The organism is Streptomyces sp. NPDC030296 (genome assembly GCF_055572815.1).
Genome location: NZ_JBVICQ010000004.1, coordinates 110,485 through 135,317, shown reverse-complemented (window position 1 = coordinate 135,317; position 24,833 = coordinate 110,485). Strand labels below are relative to the sequence as shown.

Genomic DNA, 24,833 nt, shown 5'->3' with positions numbered 1-24,833 from the left:
TCACCCGCACAACGCACGGGCCCCCGCGCGAGTGCCCGCGCCAGGCACCGGATTCCCCGCCCACCGGGCGACCGCCCCCGGTCGGGGCTCCCCGCCCTGGCGGCCGGCGCTAGCGTCCGTCCTCCTCCAGCAGCCCGGCGTCGTACGTCAACAGGGCGATCTGCACCCGGTTGTTGAGGTCGAGCTTGGCGAGGATGCGGGAGACGTGGGTCTTGACGGTGGCGACGCTCATGAAGAGTTCGGCGGCGATCTCGGCGTTGGAGACGCCCCGGCCGACCGCGACGGCGACCTCGCGTTCCCGGTCGTTGAGGGCGGCGACCCGGGAACGGGCCGTCGTGCGGCGGGTGTCGGGGGCGCCGCCCGCCGCGTGCTCCATCAGCTGACGGGTGACGGCGGGCGACAGGACGGGATCACCGGCGGCGACCCGGCGTACCGCGTCGACGATCTCGGCGGGCGGGGTGTCCTTCAGTACGAACCCGGCGGCGCCCGCGCGCAGGGCCCGCAGGACCTGGTCGTCGGCGTGGAAGGTGGTGAGGACGACCACCTGGGGGGCGTCCGCGCGGCGGCGGAGCCGTTCGGTGGCCGAGAGGCCGTCGACGGTGGGCATCCGGATGTCCATGAGGACGACGTCGGGGCGGGCACGGTCGACCAGGGCGTCCACGTCGGCGCCGTCGGCGGCCTCGCCCACGATCTCGATGTCGTCGGCGCCGCCCAGCATGAAGGAGAGCCCGGCGCGGACGAGGGGGTCGTCGTCGACGAGGAGCAGTCGGATGGGGGTCATCGGCGCGCCGTTCGGATGTCGGTCATGGACCTACCGTAATGACGCCGCGTCACGGACCGACGCCTTCCGCGGGGGCGACCCGTTAGTGTCGGCCGGTACGGCATTCAACTGACGGAGGTTTTGGGTGCGTTACCGACTCCTGGGCCGGACCGGGCTCCGTGTCTCCGAGCTGTTCCTCGGCGCCATGACGTTCGGCGAGCAGGGCGGGGTGGGGGCGCCCCGGGCGGAGTGCGCGCGCATCCTCGACGTGTACGCGGAGGCCGGCGGCAATGTGATCGACACGGCCGTCAACTACCGGGGCGGGGAAAGCGAGCGCATCGTCGGCGAGCTGCTCAAGGGGCAGCGGGACCGGTTCGTGCTGTCCACGAAGTACACCGTCTCGCGCGACGGCACCGACCCCAACGCGGCGGGCAACCACCGCAAGAACCTGGCCCTGTCGCTGGAGACCAGTCTGCGGCGCCTGGGGACCGACTACATCGACCTGTACTGGGTGCACATCTGGGACCGGAACACCCCTGTCGAGGAGACGATGCGCGCGCTGGACGACGCCGTACGGTCGGGGAAGGTGCTGTACGTCGGGATCTCGGACGCCCCGGCGTGGGTGGTGGCCCGGGCCAACACGCTCGCGGAGTGGCGGGGTTGGTCCCCGCTGTCGGCGCTCCAGGTGCCGTACAGCCTCCTGAACCGGGACATCGAGCGTGAGCTGCTGCCGATGGCGGAGGCGTTCGGGATGTCGGTCGCGGCGTGGAGCCCGCTGCAGAACGGCATCCTGTCCGGCAAGTACACGCGGGCGGGCGGGCCGGAGCCCGGTACGGCGACCCGGCTGTCCGCGGAGACCATCGGGCGGCGGGAGCGGGCGGTCGCGCAGGCCGTGCAGTCCGCCGCGGACGAGCTCGGTGCCACGCCCGCGCAGGTCGCCATCGCCTGGACCATGGCGCACTCCCCCGCCGTCCACCCCATCTTGGGCGCCCGCCGGGCCGAACAGCTCACGGACAACCTGGGCGCGGCGCGGCTGGTCCTGCCGGAGGAGGTCCTGGCCCGTCTGGAGGACACGACCGGCTTCCGTCTCGGCTTCCCCGGCGACTTCATCGACGAAGCGTCGGCCTGGGTGTACGGCTCGGCGGGCCAACGGGTGGTGCCGCGGGAGTGGGGCCGGGGCGCCTCATAGCTCGGGGGTGCGGGTTCGTCGGCGGCTGCGGGTGAGTGGGGGCTGATCGCGCAGTTCCCCGCGCCCCTGAGAGGCGCCCGGGGCTGCGCCCCGTGCTTTTCAGGGGGAGGGCCGGCCGCAGGCCCGTCCCCCAGGGGCGCGGGGAACTGCGCGAGAAACCACGACGAACCCGCACCCGCCAAGGAACCGCGCACCCCCGAGCTACAAGGCGCCCCGCAACCCCACCCCGTACCGGACCCGCAACCGGCGGATCTCCCACCCCGCCACCGCCGTCACCGACAACGGCCCACCCACCAGCGCGGCGAACCGCACCACCGGCGGCCCCGGCGGCATCCCGCCCATCGCCAGCCCGATCGCCGCGAGCTCCCACACCAGGACGCCGGTGAGCAGCGCCGGGAGTGCCGCGTGCACGTCGGCGGTGTTGAAGGCGGTGCGTACGGCGGGGCCGGTCGCGAAGGCGAGGAACAGCAGCATCCACACCAGCGGCACGAGGAGGGCGAGCGGCACCCAGCGGCCCGCGTCCGGGCCCATGCGGTCCTTGGCGTAGAGGATCGCGGCGACCATGAGCGGCACCGCGGTGAAACCGCCGAAGTACCACAGGGCCGTTCTGCCGGCGGTCCGCAGCGGCGCGCGCATCGCGCGACGGGCGGCGGGCGAGGAGCGGCGGAAGAGGACCGCCACGACGACCGGTGCGCTCAGGAGCAGCAGCCACGGGGTGATCGTGATCCGCATCATGAACTGTTCCTGCGCCTGGTCCACGTCCTCCGGCCTGCCGTACACGGCGAGGATCAGCAGGGACATCGCGGTGGCCGTCCACGCCCTGGTCTGCTGCACCCGTGCCACGCCCGGGTCGAAGACGCGGTGGCGGGCCCCGGAGGGGAACAGCCGCCGGGCCCGGCGGCGGGCGGAGCGGGCCAGCGGGTAGCCCGCCAGCACCCCGACGACCAGGGGCCACGCGCACAGCGCGGCCAGCGCCCACAGACAGCCGTGCAGCCGGAGTCCGCTCAGGAACTCCCCCAGCGGCGGCCAGTCGTCCTCCCGCATCCGCTGCCACAGGGAGGGCGGGCGCCGCGCCACGTGCGGGTGGGGGAACGGCGGTCCGTAGGGCGACGGGCCGGGCTGGGGCGGCACGTACGGGCCGGGGTACGGCGGCGGGGGGTGCGGTCCTCCGTTCGGCGGCCGGAGCGGCTGGTACGGATCGTGTCCCCCGAAACTCACGCTGCTGTCCCCTCCGAGGTGCCCGGTGCCGAACGCGTCGACTGGCCATCATGGTCGACTCCCCGGCTCCGCGCACACCCGTTCTCAGGACCAGGGCAGCCAGGCCCGCACCTCGAAGCCGCCGTCCGCCTCGGGGCCGTGCTCCAGGCGGCCACCGGCGAGGGTCGCCCGCTCCGTCAGGCCGATCAGCCCCTGTCCGGAGCCGGGGACCGGCGGGACCTCCCCCGGCGGGGCGGGATTGCGGACGCGGACGGTGAGTCCGTCGGTCGGGGCTCCCGAGACCGTGACGGTGACCTCGGCGCCGGGCGCGTGCTTGCGGGCGTTGGTGAGGCACTCCTGGGCGATGCGGTAGGCGGTGCGGCCCACGGAGGCGGGGACGGCGGCGGGGTCGATGACGTGGCTGTCGAGGACGACCTTCATGCCGGCCACGCGGGACTCGGCGACCAGGCCGTCCAGCCCGGCGAGCGTCGGCTGGGGGCGTCCGGCGTCGTCGGAGTCGCCCGCGCGCAACACGCCGATGATCTCCCGCAGGTCCTGGAGCGCCTCGTGGGCGCTCTCCCGGATGACGCCCGCCGCGCGGACGATCTCCGCGCGGGGCGCGTCGGGCCGGAACTCCAGGGCGCCCGCGTGCACGCTGAGCAGGGTCAGCCGGTGGGCGAGGACGTCGTGCATCTCGCGGGCGATGGCCTCGCGGGCCAGGCGCTGCGCCTTCTCGGCCCGCAGGGCCGCCTCCGTCTCGGCCCGTCGGGCGCGGTCCCGGAAGCTCAGCATCAGCTGTCGCTTGGAGCGCACGAACATGCCCCAGCCGACGATGGCGCCGGTGAGCAGGACGGAGAGGAAGACCGCCCAGGGGTAGCTGACGTCGGGGTCGGGGCGCAGCCAGTAGAAGACCGGGTTCAGCAGCGCGGAGACGCCGGCCACCCCGGCCACGTACCGGAAGGGCCGGTGGACGGTGAGGGTGAAGAGGGCGACGAGGCCGGCGCCGCCCGCGGTCGCGGACACGAAGCAGACCGGGACCATCGCGACGGCGAGCCCGGTCGGCCAGCGTCGGCGCAGCCAGACCGCGGCGCAGGCGAGCGCGCCCAGCACCTGGTCGAGGGCTGCGTAGGTGTCGGGGAGACCGACCTCCTTGTTCACCGTGTCCAGGGCGAGGAGGCCGATGCCCACCGCCAGCAGGAAGCAGGTGAAGTCGACGGCCCAGTCGCGCGCGGTGCGCCGGGGTCGCCGCTCCGGCCGCCCGGTGCCGGGGTCCTGGGCGGGGTCGAGGACGGCGGACGGCAACAGCCAGCGCCGCCCGGGAAAGGCCGATGGTTCGGGCACCGGTCGGTCACCACTCACAGTCGACAAATCTATGCAGAGTCGGCCCCCGTCGGCGCCCTTCCGCCGGGGATCGCGACCAAAGTCGTGACCTCGTGGACTTTCGGCGGCCCGGCGCCGTACGGATCGGTACCGAGGTCGGCCGGGCAGGGCCACGCGGCCGATGGGTGGGAGGGGTCCGCGGCACGAGGATCCCTGCCATGAAGCAGTTCTTGGAGTTCCTCGGGTTCCTCGCCCTCCTGCAGGGCTCGGGTGGTCTGGTCTACGAGCTCACCGGCAAGCTGCGGTGGGGGGTGACCCAGCGGTGGGCCGTGCTGGACGGCTACGAGATCTATGTGAGCATCGCGCTGATCGTGCTGGGGCTCGCCCTGTTCGCGGCGGCCGACAGCCGGAAGGCCGGATGACCGGGGCCCGTCGGGCCGTCCGCTCCGGTGGGGGGAGGGCGGACGGCCCGGCGGGTGTCCCGACGGTGATCAGCAGTCGTGGTCGATCAGGTCGAAGGACGCGTAGTGGTCGGCGGTGTAGTAGTCCTCCTGGTGCTGCTGCCCGGTGACGATGCGGCGGGCGCCGCGGGTCGAGGAACCGGGTGTCTTCACCGTGTACTCGTGGTAGTAGCCGCTCGACCGCGAGGGCAGGACGCGCTCCCGGTTCTGGAAGACGCTCCCGTCCTGCCTGTAGGGGAACGGGCCTCCCCGCTCGATGAGGTTCAGCGTGGTGTACGCCTGCGACGGCAGGCGGCTGTGGCAGATGCTGCCGACCGCGGCGGCCGAGGTGTCCGCGGCGTTGGCGGTGACGGTGCCGCCCATGAGGAGGGCGGACAGCAGGGCGGCGGTGGCGCCGAGACGCGTGGCGCGCGCAGTGCGTGGGGGGAATCGCATGCCTCATGATGACGCGCGTAGACGATGACATGTCAATGACAAGTCCGAGGATTCAGCGGGCCCGTCCGTGAAGTTTTCCGGGAGTTAACCGGAGTTCACGGACGGCCCGTCCTCCTTCACATACGACGCCCCGTCAGGCGTCCTCGGGCAGGGCGAAACTGCCGTAGGTGGGGCGCCCCTCCCGCTCGTAGGTCTGGATCGAGACGCCCTTGCCGGTGATCCGGCCTCCCGCGTGCCGGAAGGCGGTCGGCACGGCTCCTTCCCGGAACAGCCGGAGGCCGGAGCCGAGCGCCACCGGGAAGGTCAGCAGGTGCAGGGTGTCGAGGAGGCCGAGGTCGATCAGGGAACCGACCAGCGCCCCACTGCCGTGCACCTGGAGTTCGCCGTCGGTGCGCTCCTTGAGGGCGGTGACCTGGTCGGCGAGGTCGCCGCCGATGACCGTGGTGCCGGACCACTCGGGGTCGGTGAGGGTCGTGGAGACGACGTACTTCGGCAGTGTGTTCAACTTGCCGGCGACGGGGTCGGCCGGGTCGGTCACCTTCGGCCAGTACGAGGCGAAGATGTCGTACGTGCGGCGGCCGAGGAGGAACGCGCCGACCCTGCCGAAGCTCTCGTCGACGAACTTCCCGAAGTCGTCGTCGGCGTACGGAAAGCTCCAGCCGCCGTGCTCGAAGCCGCCGCGGGTGTCCTCCTCGGGGCCGCCGGGGGCCTGGTATACGCCGTCGAGGGTGACGAAGACGGTCGAGACGAGCTTGCCCATGGCGATCGCCTGCTTCCTGGTGCGGGGTCTGTTGTCATCACCTCAGACCCCGCGGGGGCCCGCAACTCATCGGTGCGGCCGGGACGGATGCTGTCAGGCGCCGAGTTCCTGGAAGCGTGCCGCCAGCCGCGCCCTGCCCTCGTCCGTCAGGGAGCCGTGGAGGCGCAGGCGGGAGATGCCGCCGTCCGGGTAGATGTCGATGCGGGCGTGGGTGGCCACCGCGGGCTCGGGGAGCACGAAGCGGTGGTTGGTGTCGGGCTGGAGGCGGGTGCGCGGGAGGATCTCCGTCCAGGTGCCGTCCTCGCCGTCCCGGACCGAGACACTCGCCCAGCCCGCCGCGTTGCCCTTCAGACAGGCCGTGTCGATCTCCAGGGCACGGATCTCGGCCTGCGCGGCCAGGCGGTAGCGGATCCAGTCGTTGCCCTGGTCACGGCGACGACGGGTCTCCCAGCACTCGTGCATGACCCGGGCGCGGCCGGGCTGGATGGTGTTGGTGGCCGGTGAGTAGAAGAGGTTGGAGGCGTCCTCCGCCAGGCCGCCGTTCTCCAGGGCGACCACGTCGAAGGTGCCGAGGACGTCCAGCCACGCGGGGTCCGGGACGACCTCGCCGTACACCCGCAGACGGGCGATACCGCCGTCGGGGTGCTGGTTGACACGCAGGTGGGTGAAGCGCTGTTCGACGGAGACGGCGAAGCCGTTCGCCGCGTGGCCGCCGACGGGGGTGCGCGGTACGAGGGTCGTCCACTTCACGTCGGAGGCGAGGAGGTCCTCGGGCGAGGGGGTGCCCGGCACCGAGGTGGCCTCGACCGAGACCGCCTGCGGGTAGTTGCCGCGGAAGTGGGCGGTGTCGACGACGATGCCCCGGACGACGCCGGGCGCGCCCAGGCGGACCAGCGCCCAGTCGTGGTCCTCGGCGGTCGGCCAGGGGTGGTCGGCCGAGGCGCCCCGGCGGCGCCGGGTCTCCCAGCCGTCCATGATCTTGCCCTTGTGCCCGAAGTGCTCCGGGTCGAACTCGGCCCGCTCCGGCAGCAGCAGGTTCTCCCGCTGGGCGAAGAACTCGTCGTTGGCGGCGATGACACCGGCGCCGAGCCTGCGGTCGGCGAGGTCGGTGTAGTGGGCGAAGGGGAGGTCGGCGGTGCGGTAGTCCGCGTACGGGTCACCGCCGCCGTACGGGTTCGCGTCGCCGGTGAAGTGCACGATCGCCGTCACGATGATCAGGTCTGCCTCTCGGTTGTGGGCCGCCGCGGGTGCGGGAGCGGTTCAGGGGGTGCGGGTGAGGAGCCTTCCCTTCGGCGCGGTGAACTCGCCGTCGGCGACGATGCGTTCGCCGCGCAGCCAGGTGGACCTGACGACGCCGTACAGCGTCCTGCCCGCGTACGCCGTCACCCGGTTGCGGTGCTGGAGGGCCGCCGGGTCGACCGTGAACGTCTCGTCCGGGGCGAGCACCGCGAAGTCGGCGTCGCGGCCCGCCTCGATGGCGCCCTTGTGGTCGAGGCCGACGAGGCTCGCCGTGCGGGTCGACATCCAGCGGACCACGTCCTCCAGTGTGTGGCCGCGTCCGCGGGCCGCCGTCCAGACCGCGGCGAGGCTCAGTTGGAGACCCGAGATGCCGCCCCAGGCGGTGGCGAAGTCGTCGGTCTTCAGATCGGCCGTGGACGGGGAGTGGTCGGTGACCACGCAGTCGATCGTGCCGTCGGCGAGCGCCCGCCACAGCAGGTCCTGGTTGGCGGACTCGCGGATCGGCGGGCAGCACTTGAACTCGCTCGCCCCGTCCGGGACCTCCTCGGCGGTCAGGGTGAGGTAGTGGGGGCACGTCTCCACGGTGATCCGTACGCCGTCGGCCTTGGCGGCGGCGATCAGCGGCAGCGCGTCGCTGGAGGACAGATGCAGGACGTGCACGCGGGCGTCGAGTCGTCGGGCCTGGTCGATGAGGGCCGCGATGGCGCTGTCCTCGGCGCCGCGCGGGCGGGAGGCGAGGAAGTCGGCGTACCGGGGGCCGCCGCGCTGGGGGGCGGTGTCGAGGTGGTGCGGGTCCTCGGCGTGCACGATGAGCAGCCCCCCGAAGCCCGCGATCTCGGCCAGGGAGCGGGCGAGCCGCTCCTGGTCCAGGTGCGGGAACTCGTCGACGCCGGACGGGGACAGGAACGCCTTGAAGCCGAAGACCCCGGCGTCGTGCAGCGGGCGCAGGTCCTTGACGTTGTCGGGCAGCGCGCCGCCCCAGAAGCCGACGTCGATGTGCGCCTGGTCGGCGGCGACCTCCCGCTTCGTACGGAGGTGGTCGACGGTCGTGGTCGGCGGCAGGGAGTTGAGGGGCATGTCGACGAGGGTGGTGATGCCGCCGGCGGCCGCGGCCCGCGTCGCGGTCCAGAAGCCCTCCCAGTGGGTACGGCCCGGATCGTTGACGTGCACATGGGTGTCGACCAGCCCCGGCAGCAGGACGTCGTCGCCGAGCTCCTCCAGGCGGGCGCCGGGGGGCAGGTCGGCGTCGTACGGGAGGACGGCCGTGATCCGGCCGTCCGCGACCGCGACCGCGGCGGGGCGCGATCCCTCGGGCGTGATGACCCGCGTCGAGCGCAGCACCAGTTCAGCGTCGGACACCCGGACCCCTCTCGCCCTGCCGTCGTTTCTCTTCCGCGTCCGCCGGTTTTACTTCCACGTAACGGAATTCAACGTTCTGTTGAAGGAGTCTTCACTCCAGGTCGGGCCGCGTCAAGAGCCCCCTCCCCCACTCTGCTCCTCACCCCGCCACTCTGGACATTTTCACAAACCGGAATGAAAATTCCGTCAGGCAGAACATAGTGACATGCAAGCGAGCAGTCAACGAACTGCCCGGTAGGCTGCGACTTCGCCTGCCTTCGTGAAAGGACCCGCGCCGTGCCGACGTCCAGCGCCAGCACCACCGACTCCACCAGGTCGTCCTCGTCCAGCGGCGGCGTCCAGTCCCTCGAGCGCGCCTTCGACCTGCTGGAGCGGATGGCGGACGCCGGCGGCGAGGTCGGCCTCAGCGAGCTGTCCGCGAGCAGCGGGCTGCCGCTGCCCACGATCCACCGGCTGATGCGCACGCTGGTGGTGTGCGGCTATGTGCGCCAGCAGCCCAACCGGCGGTATGCCCTCGGCCCGCGCCTGATCCGCCTCGGCGAGTCGGCGTCCCGGCTGCTCGGCACCTGGGCCCGCCCCTATCTGGCGCGGCTGGTCGAGGAGACGGGCGAGACGGCGAACATGGCACTGCTCGACGGCGACGAGATCGTGTACGTGGCGCAGGTGCCGTCCAAGCACTCCATGCGGATGTTCACCGAGGTCGGCCGCCGCGTGCTGCCCCATTCCACGGGCGTCGGCAAGGCCCTGCTCGCCGATCTGCCCGCCGACGAGGTCCGGGCCCTGCTGTCCCGTACCGGGATGCCCGCCGCGACGGAGAAGACGATCACGACACCCGACGGTTTCCTCGCCGCGCTCGCCGAGGTGCGCGACCTGGGCTACGCCGTCGACGACAACGAGCAGGAGATCGGTGTCCGCTGCCTCGCCGTCTCCGTCCCCAATTCCCCCACCGCCGCCGCGATCTCCATCTCCGGTCCGGCGGGCCGGGTCACCGAGGCGGCGACGGAACGGATCGTGCCGGTGCTGCAGCAGGTGGCGGCGGAGTTGTCGGAAGCGCTCGCCAACTCGGGGGGATGAGAACCGGGCGCGTCTCGGCTCAGGGGTGCCCTTTCGTCGGCGGCCGCCGGTGGGTGCCGAAATTCGCTGTCCGGTCGCCGGGGTGCGGTGATAGATACCCGGTGTGGCCACGACACTTGAGTTCTCCGACCTGCTGCGGCTGATCGACGAACGGTCGATCGCGTTCCGGGGCGCGGTCGCCGCCGCGTCCGACCTCGACGCGCGGGTGCCGACCTGTCCCGAGTGGACGCTGTTCGACCTGGCACAGCACCTGGGCGGAGGCGACCGCTTCTGGGCCGCCCTCGTCGCCGCCGGCCCCGCCGACGCTCCGGCGGCCGAGGCCGTCGCCGAGCGCGCCGCCCTGGTCGCGCCACGGGAGCCCGAGGCCCTGTCGGCCTGGTTGACCGAGTCGACCGAGCTGCTGCTGGGCGCGCTGCGAGAGGCCGGACCGGACGCCGGTTGCTGGACGTGGTGGAGTGCGTCGCAGTCGCCGCCCACCTCCGGTGGCGTCGCCCGGCACCGGGTCCAGGAGACCGCCGTGCACACCTACGACGTCCAGCTCACCCTGGGGGCTCCGCGGCCCCTGCCGGACGCGGTGGCGCTCGACGGCGTCGACGAGTTCCTGTCCACCTGCTGCGCGACGACGGCCGCCTGGCCGCACAAGCCCACGGCCTTCGACTTCCACGCCACCGAGGGTTCCTCCTGGCGCCTCACGGTCGACGGGGACGGCGCACGCTCCGACCGCCTGCCCGTCACCGCCGCCGGCGAGGGCCCGGACGCGGCCGGCGTCTCCGTCCACGGCACGGCCGGTGAGCTGATCCTCTTCATGTACGACCGCATCTCGGCGGACGCCGTGCGGATCGACGGGGACGCAGGGCTGTTCGATCTGCTCCGCGCCTGGGAACCGGAGGAGTAACCGACCAGGAGGCGGCGACTCACCGGTGAGAGTGCTGGGCGGCGGGGGCGAAACCCCCTGCGGTCACCGGCCAGACGCTCACCGGCCCGGCGGTCACCGGCCCGGCGGTTCACCGAACAGGTCGACCGCCGTGCGGACCTCCGCCAGCCCTCGCGCGAGCGCGCTGACCGAGCCGATCGCCCCCGCGATCAACAGCAGGGACCGCCGCAACCGGGGCACCTCGGGCATGCCGCTCACGACCATCGCCGCCAGCGCGGCCAACTCGTCCTCCGCGATCCCCCGGTCCGGGAACTCGGCGGGATGCGCGGCGAGTTCACGACGCAACCGGGACACGGCGGACCGCAGCTCCACCACCCTCGCATCCTCGCCACTGCCGGTCACTGGCCTCTGCCCCAAGCTCCGCAACCCAGCTCTCCCCCCTCACGCACACCGTCGCGCGCGAGACCCGGCCGCGCCCCGTCGCACGACCGGCCGCCCCTGGCCGTAGGTCGTCCGCCGGGGGTGGCGCGGGCCAGTAAACGCCAACGGTATGGCGAGCGCCACACCGAGGACCGAAATTCAGCCCCAAGGATTCTCCGCCGACGGACGCCATCGACCCCCGGTTCACGGGCACCGGCACGCCGGTTCGGGTATGCAGGGCGCATGACACACGACCACCGACGGCCCGCAGGCCGAGACGATACGGAGACCGCAGGTCAGGGCGCACACGGCGACAGCCGGGGCGCGCAGGGCGGCGGCCCGTCGCCTCGTGTCGCCGCGCTGCTGCTCGCCGCGGGCGGCGGGCGGCGTCTCGGGGGGCGCCCCAAGGCGCTGCTCCCCCACCGTGGGCGCCCCCTGGTCGAACACGCGGCCGCGGTGCTGCGGGCGGCCGGCTGTTCGCGGATCCATGTGGTCCTCGGGGCGGAGGCGGCGACCGTACGCGCCCGGGCCGAACTGCCCGAGTGCGTCCTGGTGGACAACCCGCGGTGGTCCGACGGCATGGGCTCGTCGCTGCGCGCGGGACTGGAGTCGCTCGCCGGTACGGGCGCCGAGGCGGCGCTCGTGATGCTCGTGGACCAGCCGGGCATCGGACCGGAGGCCGTTGCCCGGGTGCTCGCCGCGTACGAGCCGGCCGGCGCGGGCAAGTCGCTCGTGGCCGCCGCCTACGGCGGCGAACGGGGCCACCCCGTCCTCTTCGGCGCCGAGCACTGGGCGGGCATCGCGGCGACTGCCACCGGCGATCGGGGGGCACGCGCCTACCTGAAGGCGCACACGGAGGACATCACGCTCGTCGAGTGCGGGGACGTGGCGCGGCCGTACGACATCGACACCGAGGACGACCTCACCCGTCTCGAATGAGCCGACCTCACCCGTCTCGAATGAGCGGCGCGTACTGAGCGGAGTGGCACTCTGCGTCACCCTGCCTCGACCCGGAGAATCCCGGCATCAACAAAACATTGAACTTCCACCATGAGGAAACTAGTATCCACGTTCCAGAAGCGCTCCCCTGAACCCGAGGGCGCTCCCAGCCTCACCCGGGTCGACCGACACCCGGTGCCACGCCCGCTGAAGGAAGTGACAGCTCATGTCCGCACCAGCGCCGTCCCCGCTGGCCATCGTCGACGCCGAGCCCCTGCCCCGCCAGGAAGAGATCCTCACCGACGCGGCCCTCGCCTTCGTGGCCGAGCTGCACCGCCGGTTCACGCCCCGGCGTGACGAGTTGCTCGCCCGCCGCGCCGAGCGCCGCGCGGAGATCGCCCGCACCTCCACGCTCGACTTCCTCCCGGAGACGGCCGCGATCCGCGCCGACGACTCGTGGAAGGTGGCCCCGTCGCCCGCCGCCCTGGAGGACCGCCGGGTCGAGATCACCGGCCCCACCGACCGCAAGATGACCATCAACGCGCTCAACTCGGGCGCCCGGGTGTGGCTCGCGGACTTCGAGGACGCCTCCGCCCCGACCTGGGAGAACGTCGTCCTGGGTCAGGTGAACATGGCCGACGCGTACACCCGGAACATCGACTTCACCGACGAGCGCACCGGCAAGTCGTATGCGCTGCGCCCGAACGAGGAGCTGGCGACGGTCGTCATGCGCCCGCGCGGCTGGCATCTGAACGAGCGTCACCTCGTCGACGCCGGCGGCACGCCCGTGCCCGGCGCGCTCGTCGACTTCGGCCTGTACTTCTTCCACAACGCCCAGCGGCTGCTCGACCTCGGCAAGGGCCCCTACTTCTATCTCCCGAAGACGGAGTCGCACCTGGAGGCCCGCCTGTGGAACGACGTCTTCGTCTTCGCGCAGGAACACGTCGGCATCCCGCAGGGCACGATCCGGGCCACGGTGCTGATCGAGACGATCACGGCCGCGTACGAGATGGAGGAGATCCTCTACGAACTCCGCGACCACGCCTCCGGGTTGAACGCGGGCCGCTGGGACTATCTGTTCTCCATCGTGAAGAACTTCCGTGACGGCGGCGCCCGGTTCGTCCTCCCGGACCGCAACGCGGTCACGATGACCGCCCCGTTCATGCGGGCGTACACCGAACTCCTCGTCCGCACCTGCCACAAGCGCGGCGCGCACGCGATCGGCGGCATGGCGGCGTTCATCCCGTCCCGCAGGGACCCCGAGGTCAACAAGGTCGCGTTCGAGAAGGTCCGCGCCGACAAGGACCGCGAGGCGAACGACGGCTTCGACGGCTCCTGGGTGGCCCACCCCGACCTCGTGCCGATCGCCATGGAGTCCTTCGACAAGGTCCTCGGCGACAGGCCGAACCAGAAGCACCGGCTGCGCGAGGACGTCCACGTCGAGGCCGCCGACCTGATCGCGATCGACTCGCTCGACGCCAGGCCCACGTACGGCGGCCTCGTCAACGCCGTCCAGGTCGGCATCCGCTACATCGAGGCGTGGCTGCGCGGCCTCGGCGCAGTGGCGATCTTCAACCTGATGGAGGACGCGGCCACCGCGGAGATCTCCCGCTCCCAGATCTGGCAGTGGATCAACGCGGGTGTCGAGTTCGAGAACGGCGAGAAGGCCACGCCCGAGCTGGCCCGCAAGGTCGCCGCCGAGGAACTGGCCGCCGTCCGCGCCGAGATCGGCGAGGAGGCCTTCGCCGCCGGCCACTGGCAGCAGGCCCACGACCTGCTCCTCCAGGTCGCCCTCGACGAGGACTACGCGGACTTCCTGACGCTGCCGGCGTACGAGCGGCTGCGCGGCTGAGGCCCGCCGGACCTCACCGCTCCGAGTGGCCCAGGGTCTTCCCCGGGGCCACTCGGTCGCGTACGAGCTTCTTCACCGCCGTCGGCTCGGGGAAGCCCTGCTCACGGCGGTCCCAGACGACCTCGTCGTCGACCCGGACGACGAAGACGCCACCGGTGCCCGGCCTGAGGGACAGCTCCGTCAGCTCGGCCTCGAACGTCGTGAGCAGTTCCTGGGCGAGCCAGGCGGCGCGGGGCAGCCAGCGGCACTGGGTGCAGTACTCGATCGACACGCGCCGGGGGGCGGGGGACGTGCCGGTCGCCGCGTCCACCATGTCCGTACTGTCCGTACTGTCCGTCATCCGAGATGCACCGACCAATCCTGTTCCGCCGCCGGTTTGCCGTGGAGATCGGGGACCCTCTTGAGCCAGTCCGGGCGGCCTCGCTGTGTTCTCGCCGCGCGGAGCGCCTCCTCGGCGGCGAGTTCCTCCCGGGAGGGGAAGTCCGTGGGGAGCCAGGCCGCGGAGGCCCGCACGCGCGCATGGAGGTAGTCGACGTACGCCGTGCGCGCCGCGTCGGGCGTCGCGAAGCCGTCCTCGGCGGCCAGCCAGGCGTCGGGGACCTCCGCCACGATCCGCCGCAGCAGGCTCTCGGTGACCTTCGGCGCCAGCTCGGCGTCGGCGGCGCGGACGTCGGGTGCGTAGTGGCCGAGGGCGTGGTGGCGGAAGTCGTACGCCTTCGCGGGGTCCGAGGCGTCCCAGCGGTGGTGGAAGACGAGTGCGGCGCCGTGGTCGATGAGCCACAGCCGCGGGGGGACGGTGCCGAGGGTGGGCCAGACCATGAGGTTCGAGCTGTGGACCGTGCGGTCGACGTTGACGGTGAGGGCGTCGAGCCAGACGATCCGGCCCGCCTCGGCCGGATCCACGGGGAACGCCTTGGCGACCTCGGGGGTGAAGTCCTTCGCGCCCGGCAGGTAGTCCATGCCGAGGTTGAGTCCCGCGCTCGCCCCGTGCAGCTCCCGCACCTCCTGGTGGGGCTCGTCGTCGGCGATCGCCGGGTCGAAGTGGACGAGGACCAACTCCGGGAACCGCAGCCCGAGCGCTCGCGCCAGCTCCCCCACGATCACCTCGGCGACCAGCGCCTTGCGGCCCTGCGCGGAGCCGGTGAACTTAACGACGTACGTCCCCAGGTCGTCGGCCTCGACGACACCGGGGACGGAACCGCCGGACCGCAGGGGCGTGACGTAGCGGGTCGCGGTGACCTCTCTCAGCATCTTCAACCCCGTTCAGCGCTGGGGAGAATCCCGGGAGTTTCGGCTGACATGCTCGTCTCCCGCTCTCCCCAGCAGTCCGTCAATGGCGGTGCGCCCCTTGCTTCCGGCCTCCGGCCTCCGGCATGAAGTGAGCATAGTAACCAAGCGTGACAGCAGGGGAGGCGTGCCCGAGCCATCGTGCCGGCGTCACCACGGACTCCCCCGCCTCCAGCAGGACCGAGGCGTAGGGAGGACCTCCTCCGCTGCTTGTCCGCCTCCGGCCGGTGGAGACCGGCCTCGCGGGCGGCGCAGGCGGTCCCTGGCGGGCCCCCTTCTCCGACACCGTACTCTTAGGTGAGCCTTAGCTGCCTGGGGGCGGGGAAGTGATGGAGAAGGGTGCATGTCGGGAGTCGTAGGACACCGTGTCGGCCGACTGGCCGCCGCCCTTCTCCTGTTGTCGCTGGCCGTGTTGCTGAGCCTCGCGGTCGGCAGCCGTACGATCCCGCCGTCGGCGGTGTGGGACGCGCTGGCACACGGCGGCACGACCGATGACGCCCAGGTCGTCCGGTCGTTGCGGGTGCCGCGCACGGTCATCGGTGTGCTCGTCGGCATCGCGCTGGCCGTCGCCGGCACGGTCCTGCAGGGCATCACCCGTAACCCGATCGCCGAGCCCGGCATCCTCGGCATCAGCCAGGGCGCCTCGCTCGGCGTCGTCTGCGCCATCGCCTTCCTCCACGTGCACACACTGACCGGGTACGTCTGGTACGCCTTCGCCGGTGCCGGAACCGCGGCGGTCTGCATCTACGCCGTCGCCAGTGGCGGGCGTGGAGGGGCGTCGCCGGTGAAGCTGGCGCTGGCCGGGGCGGCGATGAACGCGTTCCTCGCCTCCGTCGTCTCGGCGATCCTCACCACCAACGCACGGGCGCTGGACGAGTTCCGCTTCTGGGACGTCGGCTCGATCAGCGGGCGGGACGCGACGATCGCCGGCCAGGTCTGGCCGTTCCTGCTCGCCGGTCTGCTGCTGGTGCTGGCCATGGCCCGCGGCCTGGACGCGCTCGCGCTCGGCGACGACATCGCCCGCGGGCTCGGCCGCAACGTCGCTCTGCTGCGGGCCACCGGCGCCCTGGGCGCGACCGTCCTCACGGGCGCCGCCGTCGCCGCAGCCGGCCCCATCGCCTTCGTCGGCCTCGCCGTACCGCACATCGCCCGCGCCCTCGTCGGTCCCGGCCACCGCCTGCTGCTGCCCATGGCCGCGCTGCTCGGTCCCGTCATGGTGCTCCTCGCCGACATCCTCGGCCGGGTCGTCGTACGGCCCTCCGAGGTGCCGGTGGCCGTCATGACCGCGCTCGCGGGCGTGCCGTTCCTGATCGTGCTGGTGCGGCGGAAGGCGGTGGCGGCCGTATGACGTCCGTCGATGAACCACGCGTTTCCCTCCCTGTTCGTCCCGCCGGGCACGCTGTCGTGCGGGCCGGGCGAGGAAGCAGTTTCCTGGTGCACCGGCGGGCGCTCGCCGTGGCCGTCGTGCTGGCCGTGCTCCTCGCGGCGGCTGTGGTCGTGTCGTTGTGTGTCGGGGAGGCGTTCGTCCCGCCGGCCGAGGTCGTGCGGGTGCTGCTCGGGCTGCCGAGCCCGGACGAACTGGTCGTCGGCACACTGCGGTTGCCGCGACTGGTGACCGGGCTGCTGGTGGGGGCCGCGTTCGGGCTGTCCGGGGCGCTGATCCAGACCATGGCCCGCAACGCGCTCGCCAGTCCCGACGTCATCGGTGTGACACACGGCGCGGGCGCGGCGACGGTCGCCGCGATGACGTTCGGCCTCACCTCCTACGCCGTCCTGCCGTACGTCTCCGTCGCGGGCGGGCTGCTGGCCGCCCTCCTCGTCTATCTGCTCGCCTGGCGGGGAGGGCTCTCCGCCTCCCGTTTCGTGCTCGTCGGCATCGGCATCTCCGTGGCGCTCGGCTCCCTGACCCGGCTGCTGGTCACCAAGGGGGACTATCTGGTCGCCCAGCAGGCCAAGGTGTGGCTCACCGGGTCGCTCAACGGCCGCGGCTACGACCAGGCGGCCCCGCTCGCCACGGTCCTGCTGCTGCTCGTGCCGCTCCTGCTGTGGGCGGCCCGCGCGCAGCGGAGCGCGGCGTTCGACGAGGACACCGCCACCGCGCTGGGCATCCGGCTCGGCCGGGTACGGCTGGGGCTGAGCGTCCTGGGTGTCGTCCTCGCCTCCGCCGCGACCGGGGCCGCCGGTCCCGTCGACTTCGTGGCGTTGCTCGCCCCACAGATCGCCCGACGCCTGACCCGCACCCCGCAGACCCCGCTGGTGTGCTCCGCGTTGACGGGCGCGCTGATCGTGGTCGTCGCGGACGTGCTGGCCCGCAAGCTCCTCTCGCCGCTGGAACTGCCGGTCGGCGTCTTCACCGCCCTCGTGGGCGCCCCCTGTCTGATGTGGCTGATCGTCCGCACCCGCGGCAACCGCTCCGGAGGAACCGCTTGACCGACGACCGCCCCACCGAGCTCACGCCCGCTCAGGACGCCGTTCCCGCTCAAGGCCCCGTCGGCAACCGGTTGGCCGCCCGCGGACTCACCCTCGCCTACGAGGACCGTACGGTCGTCGAGGATCTGGACCTGGAGGTGCCGGACGGGAAGGTCACGGTCATCGTCGGGCCGAACGCGTGCGGCAAGTCGACGCTGTTGCGGGCCCTCGGCCGGCTGCTGAAACCGCGTCGGGGCGCCGTGCTGCTCGACGGCGCCGAACTGGCGCAGGTACCCACCCGGCGGATCGCCCAGGTGATAGGGCTGCTGCCGCAGACGCCGATGCCGCCGGAGGGGATCACGGTCGCCGACCTGGTCTCGCGGGGACGGCAGCCGCACCAGAAGTGGTGGAGGCAGTGGTCCGACTCCGACGAGGCGGCCGTCGCCCACGCCATGGAACGCACGGGCACCACGGACCTCGCCGAGCGTCCGGTCGACGAACTGTCCGGCGGTCAGCGCCAGCGCGTGTGGATCGCCATGGCCCTCGCCCAGGACACCGACCTGCTGCTGCTCGACGAGCCGACCACCTACCTCGACATCGCCCACCAGGTCGAAGTCCTCGACCTCGTACGGCAGTTGAACAAGGAGCGCAGCCGTACGGTGGTCGCGGTGCTGCACGACCTCAACCAGGCCGCCCGCTACGCCGACCATCTGATCGCCATGCGGGCGGGCCGGATCGTGGCGCAGGGCCCGCCCGCCGACACCGTCACGGCCGACCTCGTCCAGGAGGTCTTCGGCCTCGCCTCGGTCGTCGTACCGGACCCCGTGACGGGTGGTCCGCTCGTGGTGCCGGGCCCGCCCGGTGTCCGAAAGCACACGCCCCGCGGGCTCCCGGCCCACAGACAACCCATAAAGTAAGGGAGACCTAAGTTCAACGACGGGAGCTCTCCCATGTACCTCCGCCGCCGCGGCACCGCCGCCGCAGCCCTCGCCCTCGCCTCCGCGCTGACCCTGACCGCGTGCGGGGGTTCCTCCGGCGGCGAGAGGTCGGGCGCCGGGCCCTCCAAGGGGGCCGCCGGGAAGAAGGACGTTGCCAAGGGCGGCAAGGACTTCGCGGACGCGGCGAGGAAGACAGCCGCGATGGGCACCGACGCCAAGGCCGGCGAATGGCCGCGCACCGTCGAGCACGCCATGGGCGAGACGAAGATCGAGACCCAGCCGAAGCGCGTGGTCGTCCTCGACGTCGGTGAGCTCGACAACGTTGTTTCGCTGGGCGTCAAGCCCGTCGGCCTCGCCCCCACCGAGGGCTCCCCCGAGCTGCCGTCGTACCTGAAGAAGGACGCGGGCAACCCGAAGAACGTGGGCACCATCAACAGCCTCAACCTGGAGGCGATCGCCGCGCTGAAGCCCGACCTGATCCTCGGCAGCCAACTGCGCGCCGCCGACAAGTACGACGAGCTGTCCAAGATCGCGCCGACCGTGTTCTCCGTCCGCCCCGGCTTCACCTGGAAGGAGAACTACCTCCTCAACGCGGCGGCCCTCGACAAGACGGCCGAGGCGAAGGACAAACTGGCGTCGTACGAGGCGAAGGCCGACGCGCTGGGCAAGAGGCTCGGTGTCGACAAGCCGACGGTCTCGATGGTCCGTTACATGCCGGACGGCGTCGTCCGCCTCTACGCCAACGCCTCGTTCATCGGCACCATCCTCAAGGACGTCGGCGTGCCCCGCCCGAAGAACCAGGACATCGAGGACCTCGCCGCCGAGATCAGCGCCGAGAACATCGACCAGGCCGACGCGGACTACATCTTCACCGGCGTGTACGGCGACCCGAAGGCCACGGACAAGTCCAAGGCCCAGGGCAACCCGCTGTGGAAGAACCTCTCCGCCGTCAAGGCGGGCCACGCCCACGACGTCCCGGACGAGACGTGGTACCTCGGCCTCGGTGTGACCGCCGCCGACGAGGTGCTCGGCGACCTGGAGAGTCACCTCTCCGAGTAGCGGTCGACGCACGGCGTGGGGGCCAGGGCGTTCTCGGCGGAGAAGATCGAGTCTCGTCGCACGGCCTCGAACTCACCGCATGGGGTTCGCCGGCACGGCGCGCAGACCATCGTCGACGGTGACGAAGCAGCCTGGGTGATCGCTACGGTGTCCGATCAAGACCGGCGCGCTCCAGTGCCCTGGTCATGGCGGGTCGGTCCAGCTCGCGCCAGTCGGGTTCGTTGACGAGGGACATCAGCAGGTCGGGGGTGAGCCGGTGGGTCTCGGCGTGGGTCAGCAGGGTCTCGGCGTCGTGGGCCGGCATGGCGCCGTGGTCCTCGTCGGCGATCGTCCTCAGCACGTCCTTCCGGTCGACGAAGCGGCTCATGCCGCAGTCGAGTCCGTCGTCGTGCAGGGTCGCCGGGTACGGGGCACGTGCCCAGGTGCCGTTCTCGTACCAGTAGACGCAGCCGAGCTGCCAGCCCTTCAGCAGGTCCCGGAGCGACTCGTGCGGGAGCCAGTCGGGGGCGCCGGCGAGCATGTCGACCGGCGGTTCGTGCCACTTGATCCCGCTCGACTCGTCCTCGCCGAAGAGCACGTACCGCCCCTCGCCCCGCTGTTCGAGGGTCCACCAGGTGCAGCCGGAGTCGTCGAGGTGGAGTCCCTCGTCGTCCACCCAGGTCCCCGTGCGGTGATGGCCCTCCCGCTCGTCCGCCGTGGTGGCCTCCAGCACGGCGACGAGCGACCAGCGCGCCCACAGCACCTCGGCCGGCGGAAGGTCGCCGGGCAGTCCCGGCCGCTGGATGGTCATGGCTCGCCCCCGTGTTCGACACGATGATCGGCATCGCTCTCATCGATCCTGATCAGGGGTCAGACTCTCATGGGCCGCACGGTGTGCGAGCGGCGGCCGGACGCCGCTCGCGCCTACGGGGCGCCCCGCCTCCGTTCGCGCAGCCGGACCGCCACGAACACGACGCGGTCAGTGTGACGAAGCCGGAGTTCCAGATCAGGCTGCCGAGGGCGGTCAGAGAAAGGAACTGCGCCATCCGCATCCGCTCGACGCCGGCCGGCAGGGAGACGAGGCTGCGTAACAACAGGGGCACCATCCGGCCGTAGAAGACCGCCTTCGTTCCGTGCCGGAGGAACCAGCGTTCGGTGCGGTCGAAGTCCGACGGGAGCCGAGGGTGGTCCAGAACAGGGCGGTGACCAGGCTCATGGTGCCCTGACCCGGCGTGCCGCTGGAGGCGGCCCCGAACGTCTTCGACCGGTTCTACCGGGTCGACGAGGCCCGCTCCCGTACCCGCACCCGCACCCGCACCCGCTCCCGCACCCGCGGCGGCAACGGTCTGGGCCTCGCCATCACCGCCACCGCCACGATCCGGGGGCGTCGGTCCGGGCAGTCGCCGCGATCCGGCGAAGTGCCCCCGCGGGCGGTCGCGGCGGAATCCACCCGAAGGGATGGATCATTCGGCCATTTGGCCCGTTGACGGGCCTTTCGGGGGCGCGGGTGCGGAACGGCACGACTACTTTCCGCTGGGCCGGTTACGCGCGGAGTGACAACGACCGGCCTTCGCAGGGGCCTGTCCCGCCGCCCCCGAAGCCCCCCCGACCGCCGATTGAGGGATCCGATGGCCACACACACCGAACCGGTCGCCCCGGTCCCCGCGGTGGAGCGCCGCAGCAGGGGACAGGTGATCGTCTCCTGGCTGACCACCACCGATCACAAGAAGATCGGGCACCTGTATCTGATCACGTCGTTCGGGTTCTTCCTGATCGGCGGGGTGCTCGCGATGGCGATCCGCGCGGAGCTGGCCCGGCCCGGGTTGCAGATCCTCTCCGCCGAGCAGTACAACCAGGCGTTCACCCTGCACGGCACGGTGATGCTGCTGCTGTTCGCGACGCCCACGTTCGCCGGTTTCGCCAATGCGGTGATGCCGCTCCAGATCGGCGCGCCCGACGTGGCGTTCCCGCGGCTGAACATGCTCTCGTACTGGCTGTTCCTCCTCGGCGGCCTGATCGTCATCAGCGGTGTCTTCACCACCAACGGCACCGCCGACTTCGGCTGGACCGCCTACACCCCGCTCAGCGGCGGCGAGCGAACCCCGTACGTCGGCGGGGACATGTGGGTCATGGGGCTGGCGCTGTCCGGGTTCGGGACGATCCTCGGCGCGGTCAACTTCATCACGACCATCATCTGCATGCGCGCCCCCGGCATGACGATGTTCCGGATGCCGATCTTCACCTGGAACGTCCTGCTGACGTCGGTTCTGGTGCTGTTGGCCTTCCCGGTGCTGGCCGCCGCGCTGCTGGTACTGGAGGCGGACCGCAAGTTCGGCGCGCAGGTGTTCGATCCCGAGAACGGTGGGGCGCTCCTCTGGCAGCACCTGTTCTGGTTCTTCGGCCATCCCGAGGTCTACATCCTGGCGCTGCCGTTCTTCGGGGTGATCACCGAGATCATCCCGGTCTTCGCCCGCAAGCCGATCTTCGGGTACATGGGCCTGGTCGGCGCCACCATCGCCATCACCGGCCTGTCGGTGACCGTGTGGGCGCACCACATGTTCGCGACGGGGGCGGTGCTGCTGCCGTTCTTCTCCTTCATGACGTATCTGATCGCCGTCCCCACGGGAGTGAAGTTCTTCAACTGGATCGGCACGATGTGGAAGGGCTCGCTGTCGTTCGAACCACCGATGCTGTGGGCGGCGGGCTTCCTGGTCACGTTCCTCTTCGGCGGTCTGACCGGCGTGATCCTCGGCTCGCCCCCGCTGGACTTCCACGTCACCGACAGCTACTTCGTCGTGGCGCACTTCCACTACGTGCTCTTCGGCACGATCGTCTTCGCGATGTTCGGCGGCTTCAGTTTCTGGTGGCCGAAGATGACCGGCACCATGCTCGACCACCGGCTGGAAAAGATCCACTTCTGGACCCTCTTCGTGGGCTTCCACACCACTTTCCTCGTCCAGCACTGGCTGGGCGCCGAGGGCATGCCCCGCCGGTACGCCGACTACCTCGCCGCCGACGGCTTCACGGCCCTCAACACCCTCTCCTCCATCGGCTCCTTCCTGCTGGGCCTGTCGACCCTGCCGTTCCTCTACAACGTCTGGAAGACCGCCAAGATCGGCAAGAAGGTCGAGGTCGACGACCCCTGGGGCTACGGCCGCTCCCTGGAATGGGCGACCTCCTGCCCGCCCCCGCGGCACAACTTCGTCACCCTGCCCCGGATCCGCTCCGAGTCCCCCGCCTTCGACCTGCACCACCCGCGGCTCGCGCAGATCGAGCAGCGGGCGAACGAGGGCAGGCGGGACGCCGTCGACGCCGAGAGCCACAAGGGCGAGCCGCGGTGAGGCGCGAGCGGCGGACACCGCCGCACGGCGGGTTCGAGGGCGGGTACGACAGCGGGGGCGTCAGGGGAGACGACACCGGGTACGACGGCGGGTCGGCGGCGACGGTCGAGGGGTACCTCCTCGCCCGCACCCACCGCGAGCAGGCCCGGCGCGAGGCGGAGGACCTGTGCGCCCGGATGCCGTGGCTGACCACCGCCCAGGCGGAGGACGTCACCGACCACTACCTCCACCGGCGCATGGAGCTCACCCGCCACATGCTGCTGCTCACCGTGGAGCGGGCCGGGCAGCTGCGGGAGGAGTACGAGACCGTGTACGCCACCCTCCGGCGCTCACTCCTCAGACGCCACGCCGCCTGCGCGTGCGCCCTCCTCGTCTGCGCCACCGGACTCGGGGCGCTCGCGTCTGTCTCCTTCCGCTGACGGAGCCGGTCCTGGGGCCGTACGAATCCCCGCCGCGCCCGCTCATGTGCACAGCGCACACGACAGACGTGCAAGATCTTGAGGCTTATTTATGCTTTTGCCGGGAACTCGCATGGCGCAACGGTCGCCGCGGGTCTCCTGCCCGGCGGGCGATCTCGGGAACGGACGAGGGAGAGATCGTGACCGTTCAGGTAGGCGTCGAGGAAGAGTTCCATGTGCTGGACCTGGAGAGCGGGCGACTCGTCCCGGGGGCGGACGCGGTTCTCGGTCGTCTGCGCAGACCTGGCTTCAAGCCGGAGCTCCAACGGTCGGCCGTCGAGTGGAACAGCCGGGTGCACACCTCGCTGGAGGCCCTGCGCGCCGACCTGGCCGAGGCCCGGCGACGGCTGGACGCGGCGGCCTCCCCTCTGGGGCTGGCCGTCGCCGCCGCAGGCACCGTGCCGTTCGCGCGGCTGACGCCGGGTGACCCCACCCCGGACCCCCGGTACCGGACCATGGCCGAGGAGTACCGGCGGGTCTCCGACGAGCACCTCGTGTGCAGCGCCCAGGTCCACGTCGACATACCCGACCGCGACACGGCCGTCCGGATCATGTGCGCCGTCTCGCCCTGGCTGCCCCCGCTGCTGGCGCTCTCCGCCAGCTCCCCGTTCTGGATGGGCGCCGACACCGGGTATGCCAGCTGGCGCACCATGCTGTGGCAGCGCTGGCCCACCGCCGGGCCGGTCGGCTGCTTCCCCTCGGCCGCCGACTACGACGCCGCCGTCGCGGACATGATCCGCGGCGGAGCGATCAGCGACCCGGGAATGATCTACTACGACCTGCGGCCCTCCGACCACCAGCGGACCCTGGAACTGCGGATCTGCGACGCCTGCCCGCGCACCGAGACGGTCGTCCTCGTCGCCGGGCTGTTCCGGGCCCTCGTCGAGGACGCGCGGCTCCGCCTGGAGCGGGGGGACCAGATCTGCGACGGCCGGCACGAGTGGCTCCGGGCCGCGGCGTGGCGGGCGGCCCGGACGGGGCTGGAGGGCCCCCTGGTCGATCCGGACACCCGGCTGGCCGCGCCCGCCCCCGTCGTCCTGCGCGGCATGCTCCGGCGGCTGCGCCCGGCCCTGGAGGCCTGCGGCGACTGGGACACGGTGCGCCTGCTCATGACGGAGACCCTCGCCCGGGGCAGCGCCGCCCACCGGCTGCGCCGGATCGCCGAGGTCCACGGCCTGCGCGCCGCCGTGGACACGGTCGTCGCCGAGACCCGGGGCGACCGAAGCGCGCGCCCCGCGCCCGCCCCGGTGCGGCGGCCCGTCGCGGCGGCCGCGACGACGACGGTGCGGGGGCCCGTGGCATCGGGCCCAGTGGAAGCCATCGGGGGCTGAACCGCACAGCCATGCGGAAAGACGGTCACCGGTCAGCGCCCCACGACAGGGGCGCCCCCACCAGGAGCGGTCGTGGTCCGCTCCTCGGCGCCGGTGCCGCCTCGATCAAGGAGAGTTCGACATGCCCACCAGCAGGACCGACAACGATCAGA

General features: G+C 72.0%; 25 protein-coding genes and 1 pseudogene. 14 read left to right on the top strand and 12 right to left on the bottom strand.

Features of this window, described 5'->3' with window-relative positions:
- Window positions 1-109: 109 nt before the first annotated feature.
- Complete coding sequence (locus tag ACZ4Z3_RS12575; RefSeq protein WP_468500950.1) at window positions 110-781, bottom strand: response regulator; 672 nt, start codon at window positions 779-781, stop codon at window positions 110-112.
- 124 nt (window positions 782-905) lie between these two features.
- Here ACZ4Z3_RS12575 and ACZ4Z3_RS12570 point away from each other — a divergent pair, with 124 nt between their 5' ends.
- Window positions 906-1,949 carry an aldo/keto reductase gene (locus tag ACZ4Z3_RS12570; RefSeq protein ID WP_468500949.1) on the top strand — a complete coding sequence of 348 codons (1,044 nt, stop codon included), beginning with the start codon at window positions 906-908 and terminating at the stop codon, window positions 1,947-1,949.
- A gap of 201 nt (window positions 1,950-2,150) precedes the next feature.
- On the opposite strand, the gene ACZ4Z3_RS12565 is transcribed toward ACZ4Z3_RS12570, so the two are convergent.
- Entirely contained in the window at window positions 2,151-3,167 is a 1,017-nt protein-coding gene (locus ACZ4Z3_RS12565) for a hypothetical protein (RefSeq protein WP_468500948.1), read from the bottom strand.
- 84 nt (window positions 3,168-3,251) lie between these two features.
- Window positions 3,252-4,505 (bottom strand): sensor histidine kinase, encoded by a 1,254-nt coding sequence (locus ACZ4Z3_RS12560; protein ID WP_468500947.1) that lies wholly within the window; start codon window positions 4,503-4,505, stop codon window positions 3,252-3,254.
- 179 nt (window positions 4,506-4,684) lie between these two features.
- Here ACZ4Z3_RS12560 and ACZ4Z3_RS12555 point away from each other — a divergent pair, with 179 nt between their 5' ends.
- Complete coding sequence (locus ACZ4Z3_RS12555) at window positions 4,685-4,888, top strand: hypothetical protein (protein ID WP_055539276.1); 204 nt, start codon at window positions 4,685-4,687, stop codon at window positions 4,886-4,888.
- Window positions 4,889-4,957: 69 nt separating this feature from the next.
- Here the strand turns inward: ACZ4Z3_RS12555 and ACZ4Z3_RS12550 are convergent, their stop codons facing one another.
- The 4 genes from ACZ4Z3_RS12550 to allB all read right to left on the bottom strand — a co-directional run bounded on the left by ACZ4Z3_RS12550 (window position 4,958) and on the right by allB (window position 8,720).
- The gene (locus tag ACZ4Z3_RS12550; RefSeq protein WP_468500946.1) at window positions 4,958-5,362 is read right to left on the bottom strand and encodes a guanyl-specific ribonuclease; all 405 of its coding nucleotides are present in this window, start codon (window positions 5,360-5,362) and stop codon (window positions 4,958-4,960) included.
- A 133-nt stretch (window positions 5,363-5,495) separates the two neighbouring features.
- A complete protein-coding gene (locus ACZ4Z3_RS12545; RefSeq protein ID WP_468500945.1) occupies window positions 5,496-6,122 on the bottom strand; it encodes a dihydrofolate reductase family protein in 627 nt (208 codons plus the stop codon).
- 93 nt (window positions 6,123-6,215) lie between these two features.
- A complete protein-coding gene (gene alc / locus ACZ4Z3_RS12540) occupies window positions 6,216-7,331 on the bottom strand; it encodes an allantoicase (RefSeq protein WP_468500944.1) in 1,116 nt (371 codons plus the stop codon).
- Between the two features lie 51 nt (window positions 7,332-7,382).
- A complete protein-coding gene (allB, locus tag ACZ4Z3_RS12535) occupies window positions 7,383-8,720 on the bottom strand; it encodes an allantoinase AllB (protein WP_468500943.1) in 1,338 nt (445 codons plus the stop codon).
- Between the two features lie 276 nt (window positions 8,721-8,996).
- Here allB and ACZ4Z3_RS12530 point away from each other — a divergent pair, with 276 nt between their 5' ends.
- Both ACZ4Z3_RS12530 and ACZ4Z3_RS12525 read left to right on the top strand, forming a co-directional pair.
- Window positions 8,997-9,794, top strand: coding sequence for an IclR family transcriptional regulator (locus tag ACZ4Z3_RS12530; protein ID WP_468500942.1), 798 nt, complete (start codon window positions 8,997-8,999; stop codon window positions 9,792-9,794).
- Window positions 9,795-9,897: 103 nt separating this feature from the next.
- Window positions 9,898-10,689 carry a maleylpyruvate isomerase family mycothiol-dependent enzyme gene (locus ACZ4Z3_RS12525; protein WP_468500941.1) on the top strand — a complete coding sequence of 264 codons (792 nt, stop codon included), beginning with the start codon at window positions 9,898-9,900 and terminating at the stop codon, window positions 10,687-10,689.
- Window positions 10,690-10,782: 93 nt separating this feature from the next.
- Here ACZ4Z3_RS12525 and ACZ4Z3_RS12520 read toward each other — a convergent pair whose 3' ends face one another.
- On the bottom strand, window positions 10,783-11,070 hold the full coding sequence (locus tag ACZ4Z3_RS12520; RefSeq protein WP_468500940.1) for a DUF5955 family protein: 288 nt from the start codon (window positions 11,068-11,070) through the stop codon (window positions 10,783-10,785).
- 261 nt (window positions 11,071-11,331) lie between these two features.
- On the opposite strand from ACZ4Z3_RS12520, the gene ACZ4Z3_RS12515 reads away from it, so the two are divergent.
- Both ACZ4Z3_RS12515 and aceB read left to right on the top strand, forming a co-directional pair.
- Entirely contained in the window at window positions 11,332-12,027 is a 696-nt protein-coding gene (locus ACZ4Z3_RS12515) for a nucleotidyltransferase family protein (RefSeq protein ID WP_468500939.1), read from the top strand.
- Between the two features lie 226 nt (window positions 12,028-12,253).
- Window positions 12,254-13,879 carry a malate synthase A gene (gene aceB / locus ACZ4Z3_RS12510; RefSeq protein WP_468500938.1) on the top strand — a complete coding sequence of 542 codons (1,626 nt, stop codon included), beginning with the start codon at window positions 12,254-12,256 and terminating at the stop codon, window positions 13,877-13,879.
- Window positions 13,880-13,892: 13 nt separating this feature from the next.
- On the opposite strand, the gene ACZ4Z3_RS12505 is transcribed toward aceB, so the two are convergent.
- Together ACZ4Z3_RS12505 and ACZ4Z3_RS12500 are read right to left on the bottom strand one after the other, a co-directional pair.
- Complete coding sequence (locus ACZ4Z3_RS12505; RefSeq protein ID WP_468500937.1) at window positions 13,893-14,192, bottom strand: Rdx family protein; 300 nt, start codon at window positions 14,190-14,192, stop codon at window positions 13,893-13,895.
- Window positions 14,193-14,215: 23 nt separating this feature from the next.
- Entirely contained in the window at window positions 14,216-15,130 is a 915-nt protein-coding gene (locus ACZ4Z3_RS12500) for a HipA family kinase (RefSeq protein WP_468500936.1), read from the bottom strand.
- A gap of 379 nt (window positions 15,131-15,509) precedes the next feature.
- Here ACZ4Z3_RS12500 and ACZ4Z3_RS12495 point away from each other — a divergent pair, with 379 nt between their 5' ends.
- The 4 genes from ACZ4Z3_RS12495 (at window position 15,510) to ACZ4Z3_RS12480 (ending at window position 19,572) form a co-directional block, all read left to right on the top strand.
- Window positions 15,510-16,514 (top strand): FecCD family ABC transporter permease, encoded by a 1,005-nt coding sequence (locus ACZ4Z3_RS12495; protein WP_468500935.1) that lies wholly within the window; start codon window positions 15,510-15,512, stop codon window positions 16,512-16,514.
- Window positions 16,511-17,596 (top strand): FecCD family ABC transporter permease, encoded by a 1,086-nt coding sequence (locus ACZ4Z3_RS12490; RefSeq protein ID WP_468500934.1) that lies wholly within the window; start codon window positions 16,511-16,513, stop codon window positions 17,594-17,596. The genes ACZ4Z3_RS12495 and ACZ4Z3_RS12490 overlap by 4 nt, the downstream gene beginning before the upstream one ends.
- Before the next feature lie 71 nt (window positions 17,597-17,667).
- A complete protein-coding gene (locus ACZ4Z3_RS12485; protein WP_468501419.1) occupies window positions 17,668-18,492 on the top strand; it encodes an ABC transporter ATP-binding protein in 825 nt (274 codons plus the stop codon).
- Window positions 18,493-18,525: 33 nt separating this feature from the next.
- Window positions 18,526-19,572, top strand: coding sequence for an ABC transporter substrate-binding protein (locus ACZ4Z3_RS12480; protein WP_468500933.1), 1,047 nt, complete (start codon window positions 18,526-18,528; stop codon window positions 19,570-19,572).
- Between the two features lie 142 nt (window positions 19,573-19,714).
- On the opposite strand, the gene ACZ4Z3_RS12475 is transcribed toward ACZ4Z3_RS12480, so the two are convergent.
- Both ACZ4Z3_RS12475 and ACZ4Z3_RS12470 read right to left on the bottom strand, forming a co-directional pair.
- Window positions 19,715-20,362, bottom strand: a complete 648-nt coding sequence (locus ACZ4Z3_RS12475) for a hypothetical protein (protein ID WP_468500932.1) — start codon at window positions 20,360-20,362, stop codon at window positions 19,715-19,717.
- A 175-nt stretch (window positions 20,363-20,537) separates the two neighbouring features.
- Window positions 20,538-20,732: pseudogene (locus ACZ4Z3_RS12470) on the bottom strand (DedA family protein); the annotation flags it as partial.
- Between the two features lie 51 nt (window positions 20,733-20,783).
- On the opposite strand from ACZ4Z3_RS12470, the gene ACZ4Z3_RS12465 reads away from it, so the two are divergent.
- The 4 genes from ACZ4Z3_RS12465 (at window position 20,784) to ACZ4Z3_RS12450 (ending at window position 24,681) form a co-directional block, all read left to right on the top strand.
- The gene (locus ACZ4Z3_RS12465) at window positions 20,784-21,038 is read left to right on the top strand and encodes a hypothetical protein (protein WP_468501463.1); all 255 of its coding nucleotides are present in this window, start codon (window positions 20,784-20,786) and stop codon (window positions 21,036-21,038) included.
- 141 nt (window positions 21,039-21,179) lie between these two features.
- Window positions 21,180-22,892, top strand: a complete 1,713-nt coding sequence (ctaD, locus tag ACZ4Z3_RS12460; protein WP_468500931.1) for an aa3-type cytochrome oxidase subunit I — start codon at window positions 21,180-21,182, stop codon at window positions 22,890-22,892.
- Window positions 22,889-23,311 carry a hypothetical protein gene (locus ACZ4Z3_RS12455; protein WP_468500930.1) on the top strand — a complete coding sequence of 141 codons (423 nt, stop codon included), beginning with the start codon at window positions 22,889-22,891 and terminating at the stop codon, window positions 23,309-23,311. The genes ctaD and ACZ4Z3_RS12455 overlap by 4 nt, the downstream gene beginning before the upstream one ends.
- A 179-nt stretch (window positions 23,312-23,490) precedes the next feature.
- Window positions 23,491-24,681 (top strand): carboxylate-amine ligase, encoded by a 1,191-nt coding sequence (locus ACZ4Z3_RS12450; RefSeq protein WP_468500929.1) that lies wholly within the window; start codon window positions 23,491-23,493, stop codon window positions 24,679-24,681.
- Window positions 24,682-24,833: the final 152 nt, after the last annotated feature.